Here is a 19052-nt window from a genome sequence, read left to right on the forward strand (position 1 = left end):
AGTGTACCGACCTGAGCATCTTTTGTGAAATTGATTGATGCGATACCCGCTATAGATTTTAACTATCAAGCAAGTATCAATACCCCTTTTGGAAGGGGACTATCGTGCCGAATCGGCGCGATCCGTGGAGTGTGGACGAAATGACAGCGGTGTGCAACCCGCGCTTCGATTGGGGAGGATAGCGGGTTCGTGTGACAGGATGGTTTTCGTAGGCTGGTTGGCGAAGCCGACCAGCCTACGTTATAGACGAGTTCAGGCGGTGGTTGCTGCCGGCACCGTCTGCTCGCAGGTCGGCAACACCAGGCTGAACGTCGAGCCCTCCCCCGGCTTGCTGGTCACCGTCAGCTCGCCCCCGTGCGAGATCGCGAGCTGGCGCGAGATGTACAGGCCCAGTCCCAGCCCCTTCGGCTCGCCGTTACGGGCGCCGCGCTCGTAGGGTTCGAAGATGCGTTCCAGGTCGCTCGGGGCGATGCCCTTGCCCTCGTCGCGCACGTCGATGCGCACCGTGTCGCCGTTGTACTGCACGCTGACCTCGACCGGCTGGCCGCCGCCGTAGCGCAGCGCGTTGGTCAGCAGGTTGACCACCACCTGCTCGATGCGGAACTCGTCCCAGCAACCCTGCACCGGATGATGCTCGCGCAGTGTCAGCGTGCTGCCGGTGGCGGCCGCCTGCAGCGACAGGTCGCTGACGACCCGCTCCAGCAACGTGACGAGCTCGACCTGCGCCGGGCGGATCGACAGCTGGCCGCTGCGCATGCGCGAGACGTCGAGCATGTCGTCGATCAGCCGGATCATGGCCTTGATCTGGCGCTCGTCGCGCTTGATCATGGCGTCGAACTGGTCCGGGTTGATGGTGGCCAGCGTGCCGCGCTTGAGCTGCAAGCTGCGCATCTGGGTTTCCAGGAACAGCGTGTTGAGCGGCGTGCGCAGCTCGTGCGCCACCAGCGACATGAATTCGTCGCGCATGCGCAGCGAGCGCTGCAGCTCTTCCTGGGTCTGGTTCAACTCGCGCAGCAGGGTTTCCTGTTCCTGGCGGCTGCGCTCCAGTGCCGCCATCTGGCGCTGCATCTGGCGGCGCTGCTGGTCGAGCGTGACGAACACGTTGACCTTGCTGCGCACCGCGTCCGAGTCGAGCGGCTTGTAGAGGAAGTCCACCGCGCCGGTCTCATAACCCTTGAAGGCATAGTTCAGCTCGCGCCCGGCGGCCGAGACGAACACGATCGGGATGTTGCGGGTGCGTTCGGTACCGCGCATCAGCTCGGCCAGTTCGAAGCCATCCATGCCGGGCATCTGCACGTCCAGGATGGCGAGCGCGAACTCGTGCTCGAGCATCAGCGCCAGCGCTTCGTCACCGTTCGAGGCCTGGAACACGAGGCGCTCCTCGCCGCGAATCAGGGCGTCGAGGGCGCGCAGGTTTTCCGGCAGGTCGTCGACGATCAGGAGTTTGCTTGGGTCTTGGACGCTCATGGTTTCTCCAACTGGGGAAGCAGTGCCCGGATTCCGGACAGGGGCAACACGAGGTGCGGGGCGCAGCGGCGGATGGCTTCCTCGGGCATGGTGCTCGCTTGTGCTTCAAGCGGATCCTGCACGACGGTCAGCCCGCCGCGCGCGCGGATGCGGCGCATGCCCTCGGCGCCGTCATGGTTGGCGCCGGTGAGCAGGATGCCTGCCAGCGCCGGGCCGTAGGCGTCGGCGGCGGACTCCATCAGCACGTCGATCGCCGGGCGCGCGAAGTGCACCGGCGGCTCGCAGCTGAGCGAGAACGTGCGGTCGCGCTCGATCGACAGGTGGTAGCCCGCGCCGGCAAAATAGATGATGCCTGGCTCGACCGATTCCTTGTCGCGTGCCTCGCGCACCGGCAGCGCGCTGCGCATGCCGAACAGCTCGGCCAGGCGGCTTTCGCGGTCGGCGGGCACGTGCAGGATGCAGGTGACGGCCGGGCCGAAGCCCGTGGGCAGCGCCGGCAGCAGCCCGACCAGGGCGTCGACGCCGCCGGCCGAGCCGCCGATGACCACCAGCTCGACGCTGCGGCCGGCCAAGGCCAGGCAGACCTGTGACTGGGTCGTCACAGCGCCCCCTTGCGGTAGAGGCGCTCGCGCCGCGACAGCACGTCGAAACGGTCGGCATAGCGCGAGAACTCGATGCTCTCCTTGCTGCCCAGGCCGAGGAAGCCGCGGTAGCAAAGCGATTCATGGAACAGGCCGAGCACGCGGTCCTGCAGCTTGCGGTTAAAGTAGATCAGCACGTTGCGGCAGCTGACGAAGTGGGTTTCCGAAAACACGCTGTCGGTCGCCAGGCTGTGGTCGGCGAAGGTCACGTTCTCGACCAGGACGCGGTCGAACAGCGCGCCGTCGTAGGCCGCGGTGTAGTAGTCGGAAAAGGCGCTCTTGCCGCCCGCGCGCTGGTAGTTCTCGGTATAGGTGCGCATGCGCTCCAGCGCGAACACGCCCTTGCGCGCCGCCTCCAGCGACTCCGGGTTGATATCGGTCGCGTAGATGATGCTGCGCTCGAGCAGGCCTTCCTCCTTGAGCAGGATCGCCAGCGAATACACTTCCTCGCCGGTGCTGCAGCCGGCCACCCAGAGCTTGAGCGACGGGTAGGTCTTCAGGAACGGCACGACCTGCTCGCGCAGGGCCAGCCAGTACTCGGGGTCGCGGAACATCTCGGTGACGGGAATCGTCAGGTACTGCAGCAGCTGCGCGAAGCCGCTCGGCTCGTGCATCACCCTGGCCTGCAGGGCGGACACGGTATCGCAGTCCATTTCGCGCATGGCGACCAGGATGCGGCGTTTCTGGGAGGCGCCCGTATAGTCGCGGAAGTCGTAGTTGTACTTCAGGTAGACCGCTTCCATCAGCATTTTCAGCTCGATGTCGAAGTCTTCCGGCGGCGCAGCTGGCACGTCCTGAAGCGGCAGCAGGTTCGGCAGCTTGGGTTCCGACATTACATGCGCTCCAGTGCCGGCATCCACACGCGCAGCAGCGAATACAGGCGGCTCAGGTCGATCGGCTTGGCCAGGTAATCGTTGGCCCCCGCGGCCAGGCACTGTTCCTGGTCGTCCTTCATGGCCTTGGCCGTGATCGCGATGATCGGCAGGCGGTCGAAGCGGCCGTCGGCGCGGATGCGGCGCGTCGCCTCCAGTCCGTCCATGCCCGGCATCATCACGTCCATCAGCACCAGGTCGATTTGCGGCACCTCGTCGAGCTTGGCGATGGCTTCGAAGCCGTTCCTGCCGACTTCGACCTTCGCCCCGCGCGACTCCAGCGCGCTGGTCAGGGCGAACACGTTGCGCACGTCGTCGTCCACCAGCAGGATGGTACGCCCTTCGAACACGCGGTCGCGTCCCCGTACCGCCTTGAGCATGTTCTGGCGCTCGGACGACAGCTCGCTTTCCACCTTGTGCAGGAACAGGGTCACCTCGTCGAGCAGGCGCTCGGGCGAGCGCGCGCCCTTGATGATGATCGAGCGCGAATACTTGAGCAGCTCGGCCTCTTCGTCGCGGGTCAGGTTACGGCCGGTGTACACGATCACCGGCGGGAACGAGCACAGCTCTTCCGCCGACATGCGCTCGAGCAGCTCCCTGCCCTGCATGTCGGGCAGCTTCAGGTCGATGATCATGCAGTCGAAGATCCGGTCGTGCAGCAGGGCCAGGGCCTCGCCCCCGGTGCCGACCGCCGCGATCTCGACGTCGGCGTCGGCGATCAGCTGCACCACGCTCTCGCGCTGGCGCTCGTCGTCCTCGACCAGCAGCACGCGCTTGATCTTCTGGCTCGATTTTTCCTGCAGCTTGCGGAACACCTCTTCCAGCTGCTCGCGCGAGGTCGGCTTCAGTGCATAGCCGATCGCGCCCAGGTGCAGCGCCTCGCCGCCGTTCTCGATGCTCGACACCACATGCACCGGGATGTGGCGGGTGGCCGGATTGTCCTTCAGCTGCTGCAGCACCGACAGGCCGGAGCCGTCCGGCAGGCGGATGTCGAGCAGCACCGCGTCCGGCTTCTGGCTTGCCGCCAGCGCCAGGCCTTCGCCGGCGCTCAGCCCCACCAGGCAGCGGTAGTCGAGTTCGTGCGCCAGGTCGAACAGGATGCGCGCGAATTCCGGTTCGTCCTCGATCACGAGCACGGTGCGCGCACCCTCTGCCGGGAGGTCGCGGTCATCGGGGAAGGTGGCCGGCGGCTCGGCGTCGGCCGTACCGGCAGCCGCGGCTGCTCCCTGCACCGCTGCGGCTGCCGGGAACGCCGCGCTGGAGGCCGGCGCCTGCGCCGACGGCAGCGCCGGCGCCGGCGGCGGGGTCGCCGCCACCGCGCCGCTGCGCGGCAGGCTCAGGGTGAACAGGCTGCCCTCGCCCGGCTTGCTCGACACGTTCAGGCTGCCGCCCAGCAGGTTGGTCAGGTCGCGCGAAATCGACAGGCCCAGGCCGGTGCCGCCGAAGCGGCGGCTGGTGGTGCCGTCGGCCTGGTGGAAGGCGTCGAAGATCTTGTCCTGCTGGTCCTGGGCGATGCCGATGCCCGAATCGCGCACGCCGAACTGCACCCAGCCCTCCGGCGTCACCGACACCGTCATCGCGACGCTGCCGCTGTCGGTGAACTTGACCGCGTTCGACAGCAGGTTCTTGAGGATCTGTTCCACGCGCTGGCGGTCGGTCGTGATGGTGGGCGGCACGTTCGGCTCGACGGTGACGCTGAAGTCGAGCTTCTTCTGGCGCGCCAGCAGCTCGAAGGTGCGCGCCATGCCCTCGACCATGCGGCGCAACGGCACCTCTTCCGGCAGCAGTTCCAGCTTGCCGGCTTCGACCTTCGAGATGTCGAGGATGTCGTTGATCAGGTGCAGCAGGTCGTTGCCGGCCGAATAGATGGTCTGGGCGAAGCGCACCTGCTCGTCGTTCAGGTTGCCGGCCGCGTTGTCGGCCAGTAGCTTGGCCAGGATCAGCGAGCTGTTGAGCGGCGTACGCAGCTCGTGCGACATATTGGCCAGGAATTCGGACTTGTAGCGGCTGGCGCGCTCCAGTTCCAGCGCGCGCTGGCGCAGCTGCTCCTGGGCTGCGCTCAAGGAGGCATTCTTCATGTCGAGGTGAAGCGCCTGCTCGGCCAGCTGGTCGTTGGTGGCGCGCAGCTCGGACTGCTGGTTTTCCAGCGCGGTCTGCGATTCTTCCAGCGCGCGCGACTGCTCCTCGAGCTCCTCGTTGGCGGTGCGCAGCTCTTCCTGCTGCACCTGCAGTTCCTCGTTCAGGGTCTGCGTCTCTTCCAGCGCATGCTGCAGGCGCAGGCGGTACAGCACGGCCGCCATCGAGGCGCCCACGGCCGGGGCGATCAGCGTCATGAATTCGCGGTCGCGCTCCGTCACCGGATGCAGGAAGCCGATCTCGATCACGCCCTTGATCTTGCCGTGGTTGTGCACCGGCGCGATCAGGAGCTCGCGCGGCGGCGTCTCGCCCAGCGCCGAGGCCACCTTGATATACCCGGGCGGCAGGTCTTGCAGCACCAGCACCCGCTTCTCCGTCACGGCGCGGCTGGCGAGCGAACCGCCCGGCATCAGCACCTGCGCGTCGTCGGCCGCATCGAAAGCGAAGCCGTAGGCGCCGATGCGGCGCAGCACGCCGTCTTCGCCGTTGACGTACATGGCGGCGACCACGCCTTCCAGGTAGCGCGTGACGTGCGTGAGCACGGCGTCGGCGAGCGGCTCGAGCGCGTGGATGCCGGCGCTGAGCGTGGCGAGTTCGGCCTGGCCCGTGCGCAGCCAGTCCTGGTGGCGCAGCTGGGCATTGTGTTCCGCCTCGTGCTCCAGGGTCTCCTGGTAGGAACTGGACAGGGTCACCAGCTGGCGGCGCCCGAACATGGCCAGGCCGCCCCCCACCAGGAGGCTCAACAGCAGGAAACTCGCGACCGACCAGGTGGTGACGCGGCGCGCCTCGTCGTTGCGCTCGCGCAGCTGGCGGCGTTCCTGGTCCAGGAACTCCTCGAAGGTGCGCCGCATCTCGTCGGTGAGGATCTTGCCGCGACCGCTGCGCACGGCCTCGATGTAGGCGGGATCGTTCTGGCGGCGGCGCTCGATCATCTGGGCCGCAAAGTCCTTCCACTGCAGCTGCGCCGCCTGGATGCGCTTGACGCGCTCGACCTGGGCCGGGTTGTCGTCCACCATCTCGCCGATTGCCCCCAGGCCGGTCTGCACGCGCTGCAGCGCCAGCAGGTAGGGCGACAGGAAGGACTCGTCGCCGGCCAGCAGGTAGCCGCGCATGCCGGTTTCCATTTCGGCCGACAGCTTGCTGACCTCCTGGGCATTGCCGATGACGCGCTCGGAATGCTCGACCCGGTTCAGCACATTGATCAGGTAGGCGATGATGCCGACGAAGACGATCGCCGTCACCACGCTCAGCGCCAGCGGCAGGGCGACGTTGCGGCTCAGGATGCGGCGAAACTGTGAATTATCGATGGTTGGACCGGGCATTCGCGACGAAATCTCAGGACAAAAATATCCTAAGTGTAACGCACGCCCTCCACTTCCGGTCACACAATTGAATTACGAATTGGCATCGCAATTGTCATTACAGAAATATATCGAGACGCCGGCAGTTCAGCCGAGCTGCGCCGCCAGGTAGGGCGCCGTGCGGCTGGCGCGGCAGGCCGCCACCTCCGCGGGCGGGCCGGCGCACACCAGCCTGCCGCCCTCGTCGCCGGCCCCCGGCCCGACGTCGATCACCCAGTCGCAGCCCGCCACCACCCGCATCGTGTGCTCGACCACGATGACGGTATTGCCCGCATCCACCAGGCGGTTGAGCTGCAGCACCAGCCGGTCGGCGTCACGCGGGTGCAGGCCGGTAGTCGGCTCGTCCAGCACGTACAGGGTGTTGCCGCGCCCTGCCCGCTGCAGTTCGGCCGCCAGCTTGATGCGCTGCGCCTCGCCGCCGGAGAGTTCCGTGGCCGGCTGGCCCAGGCGCAGGTAGTCCAGTCCCACCTCGGCCAGCACCTCCAGCGAGCGCTCGACCAGCGGCTCGCCCTCGAAGAAGGCGATGGCCTCGCCCACCGTCATGCCCAGCACCTGGGCGATGTTCTTGCCGCGGTAGCTCACTTCCAGGGTCTTGGCGTTGTAGCGCGCGCCCTCGCAGGTGGGACACGGCGCATACACGCTCGGCAGGAACAGCAGCTCGACCATCACGAAGCCTTCGCCCGCGCAATGTTCGCAGCGGCCCTTGGCCACGTTGAACGAGAAGCGGCCGGCGTCGTAGCGGCGCTTCCTGGCGTCCGGCGTGGCGGCGAACAGCTTGCGCACCTGGTCGAACAGGCCGGTGTAGGTCGCCAGGTTCGAGCGCGGCGTGCGCCCGATCGGCTTCTGGTCGACCCGCACCATGCGGCGTATTCCCTCCATGCCGGCGACGATGCGGCCCTCGAGCGGCAGGGCCGCCTCCTGTTCCAGTCCCGGCTCGTCGAGCTCGGGCGCCTCGGCTTCCGGCGCCGCCTGGCCGAGCGCCGCGCCGACCAGCTCGACCAGCACCTGGCTGACCAGGCTCGACTTGCCCGATCCGGACACCCCGGTGACGGCCGTCAGCACGCCCAACGGAAAGGCGGCATCGACCTTGTCCAGGTTATTGCGCCTCACCCCTTCCAGGCGCAGCCAGCCTGCCGGTTCGCGCGGCGTGCGTTTTTCCACGGGCGCTTCATTGAACAGGTAGCGGCGGGTCTGCGACTGCGCCACGTTTTTCAGGCCATCCGGCACCCCGCTGTAGAGCACCTGCCCGCCCCGCTCGCCCGCAGCCGGACCCACGTCGACGATCCAGTCGGCGCGCCGGATCACGTCCAGGGCGTGCTCGACCACGAACAAGGAATTGCCGGCGCTCTTCAACTGGGCCAGCGCGTCGAGCAGCGCCTCGGTATCGGCCGGGTGCAGGCCGGCGGAAGGCTCGTCGAGCACGTAGACCACGCCGAACAGGTTCGAGCGCACCTGCGTCGCCAGGCGCAGGCGCTGCAGTTCGCCCGGCGACAGGGTCGGCGTGCTGCGCTCGAGCGCCAGGTAGCCCAGGCCCAGGTCGAGCAGCACGCGCAGGCGGGCGCACAGGTCCTGGGCGATGCGCTGCGTAACGATCATCTGTTCCGGGTGCTCCCTGGCACGCGCCTTGTCGCGCCGTGCGCCGCCCGCGGCGTACGGTTCCAGGAGCTCGGCCAGGCGCGCCAGCGGCATGCGCGACAGCTCGGTGATGTCGATGCCGGCAAAGGTCACTGCCAGCGCCTCCTGGCGCAGGCGCTTGCCGCGGCACAGCGGGCATTCGGTCGAGACCATGTAGCGCGCCACGCGCTTCTTCATCGAGGCGCTCTCGGTGTTGGCGAAGGTCTGCAGCACGTAGCGGCGCGCGCCGGTGAAGGTGCCCTGGTAGCTCGGCGGGTCCTTGCGCTCCAGGGCCGCCCGCGTTTCCTGCGGCGTGAGGCCGGCATACACGGGGACCGTCGGCGTCTCGTCGGTGAACAGGATCCAGTCGCGGTCCTTCTTCGGCAGATCGCGCCAGGGCGTGTCGACATCGAAGCCCATGGTCACGAGGATGTCGCGCAGGTTCTGGCCGTGCCAGGCCGGCGGCCAGGCCGCCACCGCCCGCTCGCGGATGGTGAGCGAGTCGTCCGGCACCATCGACTGCTCGGTCACTTCGTACACGCGGCCCAGGCCCGAGCACTGCGGGCAGGCGCCTTCCGGGGTGTTCGGCGAGAACGATTCGGCATACAGCAACGCTTGCCCCGGCGGATAGTCGCCGGCACGCGAGTACAGCATGCGCAGCGAGTTCGACAGGGTACTGACGCTGCCCACCGACGAGCGCGCGGTGGGCGAGCCGCGCTGCTGCTGCAGGGCCACCGCCGGCGGCAGGCCGTCGATCTCGTCGACTTCCGGCACCGGCATCTGGTGGAACAGGCGGCGCGCGTAGGGCGAGACCGATTCGAGGTAGCGCCGCTGGGCCTCGGCGTACAGGGTGCCGAAGGCCAGCGAGGACTTGCCGGAACCGGACACCCCGGTGAACACGACCAGCGCGCCGCGCGGGATATCGACGTCGGCGTTCTTGAGGTTGTGCTCGCGGGCGCCGCGCACCCGCACATAGCCTGCCCGGCTTTCGCCGGCCATCGGCGTTCGATTGTCTTTGTTGCGCATGCGCTTCCCGCCTTCCTGGACGATGGCGCATTATCGCCCTTTGCTACCGGCCTGACGGTGCGCTCTCCAACAGTAGCGCTCGTCAGCCCTCGCCGGCAAGGGCGACCAGGTGCTCGCACACCCGCTCGATCCCCTCCCGGGCGTGGAAATTGCGGCTCACGGTCCCGGCCCGCAGCGCGGTCCGGTCGCCGGTCACCCGGCGCAGCGCCGCCACCAGGCGGCCAGGCGTCAGGCGCGCCGCCCGCAAGCTCGTCCCGGCGCCCAGGGCCTGCACCCGGGCCGCGTTGTCGAACTGGTCGTGCGCCAGGGGAACGACGAGCTGGGGCGTGCCGGCGCGCAGGGCTTCGGCCGTCGTCCCGATGCCGCCGTGGTGCACCAGGGCGGCCACGTGCGGCAGCAGGACGCGCAGCGGCACATAGTCCTGCCAGAGCGCGGGCGACGGCAGCGCCGCGGGCAACTGGTCCCGGTGCGGGGTCAGGAAGATGGCGCGCAGGCCCAGCCGGGCCGAGGCGTCCAGCGCGCAGCGGAAGTAGTGCGCGGCCTGGCGGTTGCCGGTGCCCGGCGTGAACACGACCGGCGGCGCGCCGGCTTCGATGAAGCGCGCCACCTCGGGGGCCAACCGGGCCTCCGGCGTCGGATCGTAAAGGGGAAAATCGCCGCGCACGAGCGGCGTCGGCCAGTCGGGCTGGGTCGGGGCGAACCATTCCGGAAACAGGGTGATCGACAGGTCGGGCACGCCGACGATGTAACCGACGAGGTCCGCGACCGGCGCCAGGCCGCACCGGGCGCGGGCCGCGTTCACGTCCGGCAGGGCCACCGGGTTGATCAACGCATCGCCGAGGCGCCGCCACAGCCAGCGTCGCGCCCCGAGCGGCACCCAGCGCGGCACCGGATACGGACCCAGCATGAGCGGATCGTGCACCGTCGGCAGGTTCGAGGGCGCCAGGTAGGCCGCCGCCACCTTCAGGCCCGGACGGCGCGCGCGGCACAGGTCGGCCTCGGGCAGCGCCAGCGGATGCGCCAGCAGCAGCACCTGCTCGTCCGGAGGCAGTGCGCCGACGATTTCCGGGATCCGCGCCATTGCCGGCCGCGTCGCATTCCAGACCACGGCCAAGCCGCGGGTCGGATGCCACAGGTCGGGATGGTCGAGCACCGCCTCGTCGGCCGGCAGGCCGTGGAACGGCAAGCCGGCCCCCTCCACGAAGGGCGCGTGCTGGGTCGGGCCGAGCATGCTGACCCGGTGCCCGGCCTCCTTCAACGCCAGGGCCACGCGCATGAAGGGAAACAGGTCGCCGGCCGAGCCGATGGTGACGACGACGAAGTGGATCATGCCGCAGGGTCGGTCATGCTGCTTGCGCCTCAGAACGTGAGCGTGCCTTCGATCGAATCGTCCAGCGTCTTGCCGATGACGGCCCCGACCACCACCTTGGCGCCGGCCACCGCGTCGCCGTGCTTGTTGTCCCAGTAGTAGCCCAGGCGCGGGATCACCCGGATGGCCGTGATGCGCGGGTCGTCCTCGCCTTCGGTGAACCAGGTCTTCAGCATGAAGCTCCACAGGCCGTGAATGCGCGCGCGGTCACCCACGACCTCGGCATAGCCGTCGATTTCGAGGAAACCGGCGTGCGCATTCTTCTGGAAATAGAGCTTGACCGACGGATTGGCGGCGATCTCGGCGTTCTTGTGGCTGTCGTTGGCGCTCAGGAACCACAGCTGGCCGGCATCGTCGACCTCGCGCACACTCATCGGGCGCACGCCACGGTTCGGCCCGGTTCCGGACTGGGTCACGAAGAAACACGATTCGGCATCGTCCACCATCTCCTTGAGGCGCTCGACGGCCGCGCTCCCGCTCAGGTCGCGGCGGTTGACTTCGGGCTGGTTGCGGTTGATGGAATCCATGGGAGTCTCCTTGGCGCCGGGACGGCGGATGGGAGGACTCTACCTGTGCGGCGCAGGGATGTATGTGAACGCGCGAACACTGCGCGTCAAGACGGGACGGGAACGCGGTTCAACTCCGGACATGCGCGCCCCGGGCTACGCGCCCCGGTCAATCTCCCGGCAGGTCCTGCTCCAGCGCTGCCGCCTGGGCCAGCCAGCGCGCGACCGTCTGTATTTCCTCCGCGGTAAAACCCTGCGCCAGCCGCCCGTTCAGCTCGACCAGCACGTCGCCGGCGCGCATGCCGGCCTGCGCGCCCTGCTCGGTCATGCGCAGGCGCGTCAGCCGTGCGTCGGACGCGTCGGCCACGCGCTCGACCAGGCCGGCTGCCTGCATGCGCTTGGACAGGTTGGTCACGGCCGCCGGCGCCACGCCCAGTTCCTGCGCGATTTCTCCGATCGCCGCGGGCCGCCCCTTGCGCGACTTCAGCACGAACAGCAGCCCGGCCTGCGCCGCGCTGGCGCCTTCCCACGCTTCCGGACGCGTTTCGATCCAGCGCTGGACCGCCCGCTGCGCGCGGCCGAGCAGCTGGACCAGGCGCGGCCTGGCGGCCGGCGTACCGGCGGCCGGCATTTTGGTGCTCGACATCCTAGCGGCTGGCATGCGCCGGATGCGCCTGCTGCGCATGGAGCAGCAGCCAGGCGGCCACTTCCTTCCACAGAACGGCTTCGCAGCGGCGCCGGAAGAATCCCATGTGCCCGATCGCGGGCACGCCGGCCTCGCGCGGGCGCACGGTGTTGCGGTGGACCGGTGCGTTGACCAGGTGCGAGGCCAGCATGTCCACCGCCTGTGGATTCGCCCACGGATCGTCGTCGAAACCCAGCACCAGCAGTGGCGCCGTCACGCGCGCCATGCGCCGGGCCGCGTCGACCGCCGGGTCGTCGAAGAAGTAGCGCGGCAGCGCGGTCCAGCCGGCCCATTGCAGCATGACGCCGCGCGGCAGGTCTTCGCCCAGGCCGATGCGGCGCCCCGGCATGTAGCCGAACACCCCGCATAGCAGCGGAGCGAGCACGCGCAGCACGAAGCGCACGCGCCAGCGCTCGGCGACGCCGCGCACGGTATGGGTGGCGCCCGCATGGGAAGCGACCAGCACGGCCGCGCGCAGTTTGGCCGTCTCGGGCGACAGGCCGATCGCATGCCCTCCGACGCTGTGGCCGACCGCCAGCAGCGGCAGGCCGGGAAAGCGCGCCTCGGCCCAGCGCGTCACCAGCGCGACATCCTCGTCGATCCATGCCGACATCGTGACCCGGAAGCCGCGCAGGCTGCGCGGACGCGAACGTCCGGTGCCGCGGTAGTCGTAGGTGACGACGTTGAAGCCGGACCGGGCCAGGTAACCGGCAAAGGATGCGTAAAAGCCTTGCGTGACCGCCGTGGCCGGGTGCAGCAGGACGGTGGCGACCGCGCCGGGCACGGTCCAGCAACTGGCGCCGACGGCGTTGCCGCCGGCAGGAATGGAGAAGTGCTCGGGTCTCATGGCCGGGGAATTCGTTAACGTGTTAACGACTCTAGCACTGGCCGGCCCCTCGTGCAAGCCGGCGCTCGCGGCAAGGCCGGCTTGCCGGGCACCGGCTCGGCTAGGGAATCAAGCGCGCCGCACGCAACTGGCCGAACAGGTCGAAGAAGGATTCGTCGGTCGCCTGGTAAGCCGTGAAGCCGAGCTTGCGGCTGCGCGCCATGTCGGTCATCACCTCGATCGGACGACCGAGGTCGAGGTCGGTATGCCAGGGCGAGGCCAGGCGGTCGAGGTCCGGCTCGGCCAGATCGTGGCGGGCGGCGATCTGCGCCCACAGGCCCTGGTTGCCCGACATCGTCACTTCCAGCGGCTGGACGGTCCCGTTGAAGCCGGCGGCCTTGACGCCGAACCAGTCGGCAATGCGCCCCCACAGCCAGCTCCAGCGGAACAGGTCGCCGTTGACGATATTGAAGGCTTCGTTGCGCGCGGCGTCGGTGTCGGCAGCCCAGGCCAGCTGTCTGGCCAGCATGCGCGCATCGGTGACGTCGGACAGGCCCTTCCACTGCGCTTCGGACCCCGGAAACTGGAAAGGCCGTCCCGTTTCCTTGCAGATGGTGGCGTACACGGCCAGCGTGGTGCCGAGGTTCATCGCGTTGCCGACGGCCATGCCGATGATCGAGTGCGGCCGGTGGATGGTCCAGGTAAAGCGGTCGCGCTCGGCGGCGGCGTAGACCTCGTCTTCCTGTGCGTAGTAGAAATTCTCGACGGGCAGGCGCGGCTGGCTTTCGCGCAGCGGGGTGTCGGGCAAGGTGCCGGAGGCGGCGTAGGCCTCGAACGGACCAAGATAGTGTTTCAGGCCGGTGACCAGGGCCACGTGCCGCACCGATTGTTTACCCGATAGTGCGGACAGCAGGTTGCGCACCATGGCGGCATTGACGCGGATGTTCTCCGCCTCGGTGGCCTGGCGCATCCAGGTGGTGATGAAGACGTGGGTGGGAGAAACATCCGCCAGCGCGGCGGCCAGGCCGGCCTCGTCGAGCAGGTCGGCGGCAACCGGCAGCATGCCGGGAATATCATTGCCGGGCCGGCGCGCCAGCCCGTGGACGGTCCAGCCCTCCGCCAGCAAGGCCCGGGCCGTGTAGTTGCCCCCGATACCGCTTGCGCCCACCACCAGTGCCGTTCGTGCCATCGCCGCCTCCCTTGTCCATGAGGGAAAAGACCATAGCACGGACTGGTGAAAACCGCGTTTCTACAGGAAGCGGTCCAGGATCCTGCGGCTGTGCTTGTCGATGCGGAACATGTCGCGCACCAGGAAGTTGATGCCGTGGCTGTCCGAAATCAGCAGCGAGCTTTCGCCGATGCGGCGGATGTCCTCGTCCACCTTGAGCACGAACTCGGTGTCGCCGCGGTCGGTTTTCACGAACCACGTGCACGGCGTGGCAAAGCTCGACACGTCCTTGATGGCCAGGATCTCGGGGATGAACTCGCGCCCTTCGATCTCCTCCCGGATGAGGCTGCGGATCTGTTCCGGAACGGCGTCCAGGTCGTCGATCCAGGCCACTTCCTTGCCGCCGTCGCGCACCATCGAGATGCCCTTGGTCGGCGCCTGGATCGGGAAGGCGCGCACCGGGATGACGCCGACGTGCTCTTCGCCGTCGAGCGTGGTCAGCACCAGCTTGCCGAAACTGTCTCGGCGCAATGCAAAGGTCGTGCTCATGTTATTCCTTGTCGTCCGGATCCTGGTCCACGTTGCGCGCCTGCGCTTCGTAGAGGCGGCGGTAGGCCCCGTCAACCGCCATCAATTCGTCGTGGCTGCCCTCTTCCACCACCACGCCGCGGTCCAGCACCACCAGCCGGTCGGCCTTGTGCAGCGTGGACAGGCGGTGGGCGATGGCAATCGTCGTGCGCCCCTTCACCAGGTTGTCGAGCGCCTTCTGGATCTCTTTTTCGGTTTCCGAGTCCACCGAGGACGTCGCTTCGTCCAGGATCAGGATCGGCGGGTCGATCAAGAGCGCGCGCGCGATCGAGATACGCTGGCGCTCGCCGCCCGACAGGCCCTGGCCGCGCTCGCCGACCATCGAGTCGTAGCCCTGCGGCAGGCGCAGGATGAACTCGTGGGCGTGCGCCGCGCGCGCCGCCGCGATGATTTCCTCGCGCGTCGCGCCCGGCTTGCCGTAGGCGATGTTCTCGGCGATCGTGCCGAAGAACAGGAAAGGCTCCTGCAGCACCAGGCCGATGTGGCGGCGGTAGTCGCTGACCGCGAAGGTGCGGATGTCCTGGCCGTCGAGCAGGATCGCGCCTTCGGCCACGTCGTAGAAGCGGCAGATCAGGTTGACCAGGGTGCTCTTGCCCGAACCCGAGTGGCCGACCAGGCCGACCATCTCGCCGGCGCGAATCTTGAGCGAGATGCCGCGGTTGACCGCGCGATTGCCGTAACGGAAACCGACTTCGCGCAGCTCGATGTTCCCTAGCACCTTGTCGACCTTCACCGGGTTGACCGGGTCGGGCACGCTCGAGACGTGGTCGAGGATGTCGAAGATGCGCTTGGCGGCCGAGGCCGATTTCTGCGTCACCGACACGATGCGGCTCATGGAATCGAGCTTCACGTAGAAGCGGCCGCTGTAGGCGATGAAGGCGCTCAAGGTACCGACCGTGATGTCGCCGCGCGAGACCTGCCAGATGCCGAAGCACCAGATCACCAGCAAACCGATTTCGGTCAGCAGCGAGACGGTCGGCGAGAACAGCGACCAGACCTTGTTCAGCTTGTCGTTGACGGCCAGGTTGTGCTTGTTGGCTTCGCGGAAACGCGCCGCTTCGCGCTTTTCCTGGGCAAAGGCCTTCACCACGCGGATGCCGGGGATGGTATCGGCCAGCACGTTGGTCACCTCGCCCCACACGCGGTCGATCTTCTCGAAGCCGGTGCGCAGCTTGTCGCGCACCACGTGGATCATCCAGGCGATGAACGGCAGCGGCACCAGGGTAACGAGCGCCAGCCAGGGATTCATGGTGAACAGGATCACGCCCGTCATGATGATCAGGAGGACATCCGACAGGAAGTCGAGCAGGTGCAGCGACAGGAAGACACTGATCCGGTCCGAACCGCTGCCGATGCGCGCCATCAGGTCGCCGGTGCGCTTGCCGCCGAAATATTCCAGCGACAGGCGCAGCAGGTGTTCATACGTGGTCGAGCGCAGGTCGGCGCTGATGCGCTCGGACGCCAGCGCCAGCACGTAGGTCTTGCCCCAGCCCAGCGCCCAGGCCAGCACCGCCGCCGCGAACAGGCCGCCCATATATAAATAGACGAGCGCGGTGTCGATGATCTCGCCGTTCTGGTAGGGAATCAGGACGTTGTCCATCAGCGGCTTGGTCAGGTAGGGCGGAATCATGTGTGCGCCGGTCGAGCCCACCATCAGCAGGAAGCCCAGCAGCAGCTGGCCCTTGTACGGCTTGGCGAAGCGCCACAAGCGGAACAGGGTCCAGGTGGACGGCGGGGTGTGCAGCACCTTGGCGCAGACGGCGCACTCGGCGTCGTCGGCTTCGAGCGGCGCCTTGCAGGTCGGGCAGGTGTGCTGGTCCGGCGGCACCACGGGCACGCCCGTGGCATGGCTCCTGGCCTGCTGGTTGAAATGGTCCACCACGCGGATCGCGTGCAGGTTCTGGCCGAGCGTGAAGCGCCAGGACGCCAGCAGGCCCTCGGTATCGACCAGGTCGAGGTGGCCGACGCCGGCATGGTCGTGGTGGCGCAGTTCCAGGCCGGAACGGTAGCCCCACTCGCGCCAGGTGGCCTCGCCCGGGGCGCGCGCCAGCAGGCGACGGTCGGTCACCACCACCAGACCTTTGATGAAACGTAATTTTGCGTCGAGGTCAACCTCGACACCGGTCAAAACGTTTTCCCCTGGTGCAAGCTGTTTCGTAACGTCATTTTGCCAGTGCTCAGGCAAAAAACTGGCGGAAACCGCCAAGGACGACGGAATAGCAGGTTGTTGAGTTGTCATGTAGTGCGCCCGAGATTCAGGCATAGGTTCTGGAGGGATTGCAACATTGCGGCTTGGCAGCGCACAGGACTGCCGGGATGCCCGTTTGCGTTATGTGCAACACAAAGGCGCTGCACAAACGGGGATAACGTTTCTGCTCATCTTTTGGATGACAGGAATAACCACAACTGACAGGGAAACGTTCGGCACCTAAACTTCGGGCCGGCAAGTATACATGATGTGCGCTATGGAACACCGCCTTTCGGTTACCGTAGCGGCAGGCAGGCAACTAAAGGTAAAGGCCGGCGGCGCACGCTTCGTTCGTTGGCAAAGACATTTTTTCATGAACAAGAAGAACGACATCAAGTTCCTCCGCGTAACCCACCTGCGCGGCCCGAACATCTGGACCTACCGCCCCGTGATCGAAGCCTGGCTCGACATCGGCGAACTCGAAGACTTCCCCTCGAACACCCTGCCCGGCTTTACCGAACGCTTGTGCACCTGGCTGCCGGGCCTGGTCGAACACCATTGCGGCGTCGGCCACCGCGGCGGCTTCCTGGAGCGCCTGCGCGACGGCACCTGGGCCGGCCACATCCTCGAACACGTCGTGCTCGAGCTGCAGAACATGGCCGGCATGAAGACCGGCTTCGGCAAGACCCGCTCGACCGGCGAGCACGGCATCTACAAGATGGCTTTCCGCACCCGCGATCCGGTCGTCGGCCGCGCCGCGCTCGAAGCCGGCCACGCCCTGATGATGGCCGCCATCAACGACACGCCGTTCGACATGGCCGGCACGGTGAAGCAGCTCACCGAGCTGGTGGACCGCCACTGCCTGGGCCCGTCCACGGCGCACATCGTCGACGCCGCCACCGACCGCCGCATCCCCTCGATCCGCCTCACCGAGGGCAACCTGGTGCAGCTCGGCCACGGCGCCGCACAGCGCCGCATCTGGACCGCCGAGACCGACCGCACCAGCGCCATCGGCGAAGGCATCGCCAGCGACAAGGACCTGACCAAGACCCTGCTCGCCTCCTGCGGCGTGCCGGTGCCGGAAGGCGCCCTGGTGAGGAGTGCCGAGCAAGCCTGGGAAGAAGCGCAGGATATCGGCCTGCCGGTCGTGCTCAAGCCGGTCGACGCCAACCACGGCCGCGGCGTGACGCTGAACCTGATGAGCGAGGCCGAGGTCCTTGCTGCCTATGCGATCGCCTCGGAAGCCGGCGACAGCGCCTCGGTGCTGGTCGAGCGCTTCATTCCCGGCAACGAGCACCGCCTGCTGGTGGTCGGCCGCGAAGTGGTCGCCGCCGCCAAGGGCGAATCGCTGTGGGTGACGGGCGACGGCAGCTCGAGCGTCATCGAACTGTGCGACAGCCAGATCAACACCGACCCGCGCCGCGGCGAGAGCGAGGAACACCCGCTCGGCCGCGTCAACCCGCACGACAGTGAAATCATGCTTGACCTGAAGCGCCAGGGCCTCACGCCCGGCTCCGTGCCGCAGCTTGGGCAGAAGGTGCTGATCCAGGTGAACGGCAACGTCGCCGACGACGTCACCGACCAGGTCCACCCCTCGGTCGCGCATGCGGCGTCCCTGGCCGCGCGCATCGTCGGCCTGGACATCGCCGGCATCGACCTGGTGTGCGAGGACATCTCGCGCCCGCTCGAAGAACAGCGCGGCGCGATCATCGAAGTCAATTCGAGCCCGGGCCTGCTGGCGCACATCAAGCCGGCCAGCGGCCAGCCGCGCAAGGTCGGCAAGGCGATCATCGACCACCTGTTCGCGGAAGAAGAGACTGGCCGTATCCCCGTCGTGGGCGTGACCGGGACCTTGGGCACCAGCCTGATCGCACGCCTGGTGGGCTGCCTGGTGCACATCACCGGCAAGCATGTCGGCGTGGCCAACGGCGAAGGACTGTACCTCGACGCGCGCGAAGTCTCCAACCGCGATTCGACCGGCTTCGAGGCCGGCCAGCGCATCCTGATCAACCGCACCGTGCAGACCGCCGTGTTCGAATCGAACGCGCGCTCGATCCTGTCGGAGGGCCTGCCCTACGACCGCTGCCTGGTCGGCATCGTCACCGACATGGAAGGCCTGGACGATGTCGCCGAGTTCCACATCCGGGACCAGGACGGCATGCGCAACGTGATCCGCAGCCAGGTCGACGTGATCCTGCCGGAAGGCGCTGCGGTGCTCAACGCCGCGAATGAAGCCGTGGCGGCACTGGCCGAACTGTCCGATGGCCGCGTGATCTTTTACGCGCTGGATGAGCACAATCCGGTGGTGGCGGCGCACCGTGCCAGCGGCGAGCGCGTGGTGTTCCTGCGCGACAACCGCATCACGCTGGCCGAAGGCAGCGAGGAAACCACGCTGCTCGACCTGGCGAAGATCCCGCCGGCCACCGTCAGGCACCCGGACAGCGTGCTGGCCGCGGTGGCCGCGGCCTGGGCGCTGGGCGTGCCCCCGGACCTGATCTGCGGCGGCCTGCGCGCGTTCGACGCCACCCCGAAGAAAACGAACTACTAAATATGAATGGCCCGGCCTGTGCCGGAGCCTGGCGCCCCACGCACCGGCTGCAGCAGC

13 protein-coding genes are annotated in these 19052 nt (G+C 67.8%); 1 reads left to right on the forward strand and 12 read right to left on the reverse strand.

Annotation, left to right across the window (positions count from 1 at the left end):
- Positions 1-252 precede the first annotated feature (252 nt).
- From ACFFJK_RS13855 to ACFFJK_RS13910, 12 genes are all read right to left on the reverse strand, one after another.
- Positions 253-1467, reverse strand: coding sequence for a hybrid sensor histidine kinase/response regulator (locus ACFFJK_RS13855; protein ID WP_379679878.1), 1215 nt, complete (start codon positions 1465-1467; stop codon positions 253-255).
- Complete coding sequence (locus tag ACFFJK_RS13860; RefSeq protein ID WP_379679879.1) at positions 1464-2069, reverse strand: chemotaxis protein CheB; 606 nt, start codon at positions 2067-2069, stop codon at positions 1464-1466. The genes ACFFJK_RS13855 and ACFFJK_RS13860 overlap by 4 nt, the downstream gene beginning before the upstream one ends.
- Positions 2066-2941: a CheR family methyltransferase gene (locus ACFFJK_RS13865; RefSeq protein WP_379679881.1), complete on the reverse strand. Its 876-nt coding sequence runs from the start codon at positions 2939-2941 to the stop codon at positions 2066-2068. The genes ACFFJK_RS13860 and ACFFJK_RS13865 overlap by 4 nt, the downstream gene beginning before the upstream one ends.
- Complete coding sequence (locus ACFFJK_RS13870; protein ID WP_379679882.1) at positions 2941-6438, reverse strand: response regulator; 3498 nt, start codon at positions 6436-6438, stop codon at positions 2941-2943. Before ACFFJK_RS13870 ends, ACFFJK_RS13865 begins: the two co-directional genes overlap by 1 nt.
- A gap of 126 nt (positions 6439-6564) precedes the next feature.
- Entirely contained in the window at positions 6565-9117 is a 2553-nt protein-coding gene (locus ACFFJK_RS13875; protein WP_379679883.1) for an excinuclease ABC subunit UvrA, read from the reverse strand.
- Between the two features lie 82 nt (positions 9118-9199).
- Entirely contained in the window at positions 9200-10447 is a 1248-nt protein-coding gene (locus tag ACFFJK_RS13880; RefSeq protein ID WP_379679884.1) for a glycosyltransferase, read from the reverse strand.
- Between the two features lie 29 nt (positions 10448-10476).
- Complete coding sequence (locus ACFFJK_RS13885; RefSeq protein WP_379679886.1) at positions 10477-11013, reverse strand: pyridoxamine 5'-phosphate oxidase family protein; 537 nt, start codon at positions 11011-11013, stop codon at positions 10477-10479.
- Between the two features lie 148 nt (positions 11014-11161).
- Entirely contained in the window at positions 11162-11638 is a 477-nt protein-coding gene (locus ACFFJK_RS13890) for a MarR family winged helix-turn-helix transcriptional regulator (RefSeq protein ID WP_379679887.1), read from the reverse strand.
- A 1-nt stretch (position 11639) separates the two neighbouring features.
- Positions 11640-12524 (reverse strand): alpha/beta hydrolase family protein, encoded by an 885-nt coding sequence (locus tag ACFFJK_RS13895; RefSeq protein WP_379679888.1) that lies wholly within the window; start codon positions 12522-12524, stop codon positions 11640-11642.
- Positions 12525-12624: 100 nt separating this feature from the next.
- On the reverse strand, positions 12625-13692 hold the full coding sequence (locus ACFFJK_RS13900) for an SDR family oxidoreductase (RefSeq protein WP_379679890.1): 1068 nt from the start codon (positions 13690-13692) through the stop codon (positions 12625-12627).
- Between the two features lie 60 nt (positions 13693-13752).
- Positions 13753-14220 (reverse strand): cyanophycin metabolism-associated DUF1854 family protein, encoded by a 468-nt coding sequence (locus ACFFJK_RS13905; protein ID WP_379679891.1) that lies wholly within the window; start codon positions 14218-14220, stop codon positions 13753-13755.
- A 1-nt stretch (position 14221) separates the two neighbouring features.
- Positions 14222-16498: a cyanophycin metabolism-associated ABC transporter gene (locus ACFFJK_RS13910; protein ID WP_379679892.1), complete on the reverse strand. Its 2277-nt coding sequence runs from the start codon at positions 16496-16498 to the stop codon at positions 14222-14224.
- Between the two features lie 322 nt (positions 16499-16820).
- Between ACFFJK_RS13910 and ACFFJK_RS13915 the strand changes: the two genes are divergently transcribed.
- Positions 16821-18995, forward strand: coding sequence for a cyanophycin synthetase (locus ACFFJK_RS13915; RefSeq protein WP_379679893.1), 2175 nt, complete (start codon positions 16821-16823; stop codon positions 18993-18995).
- Positions 18996-19052 lie beyond the last annotated feature (57 nt).

The sequence above is a fragment of the Massilia consociata genome (assembly GCF_042432755.1).
In the GTDB taxonomy this organism is placed as follows: domain Bacteria; phylum Pseudomonadota; class Gammaproteobacteria; order Burkholderiales; family Burkholderiaceae_D; genus Telluria; species Telluria consociata.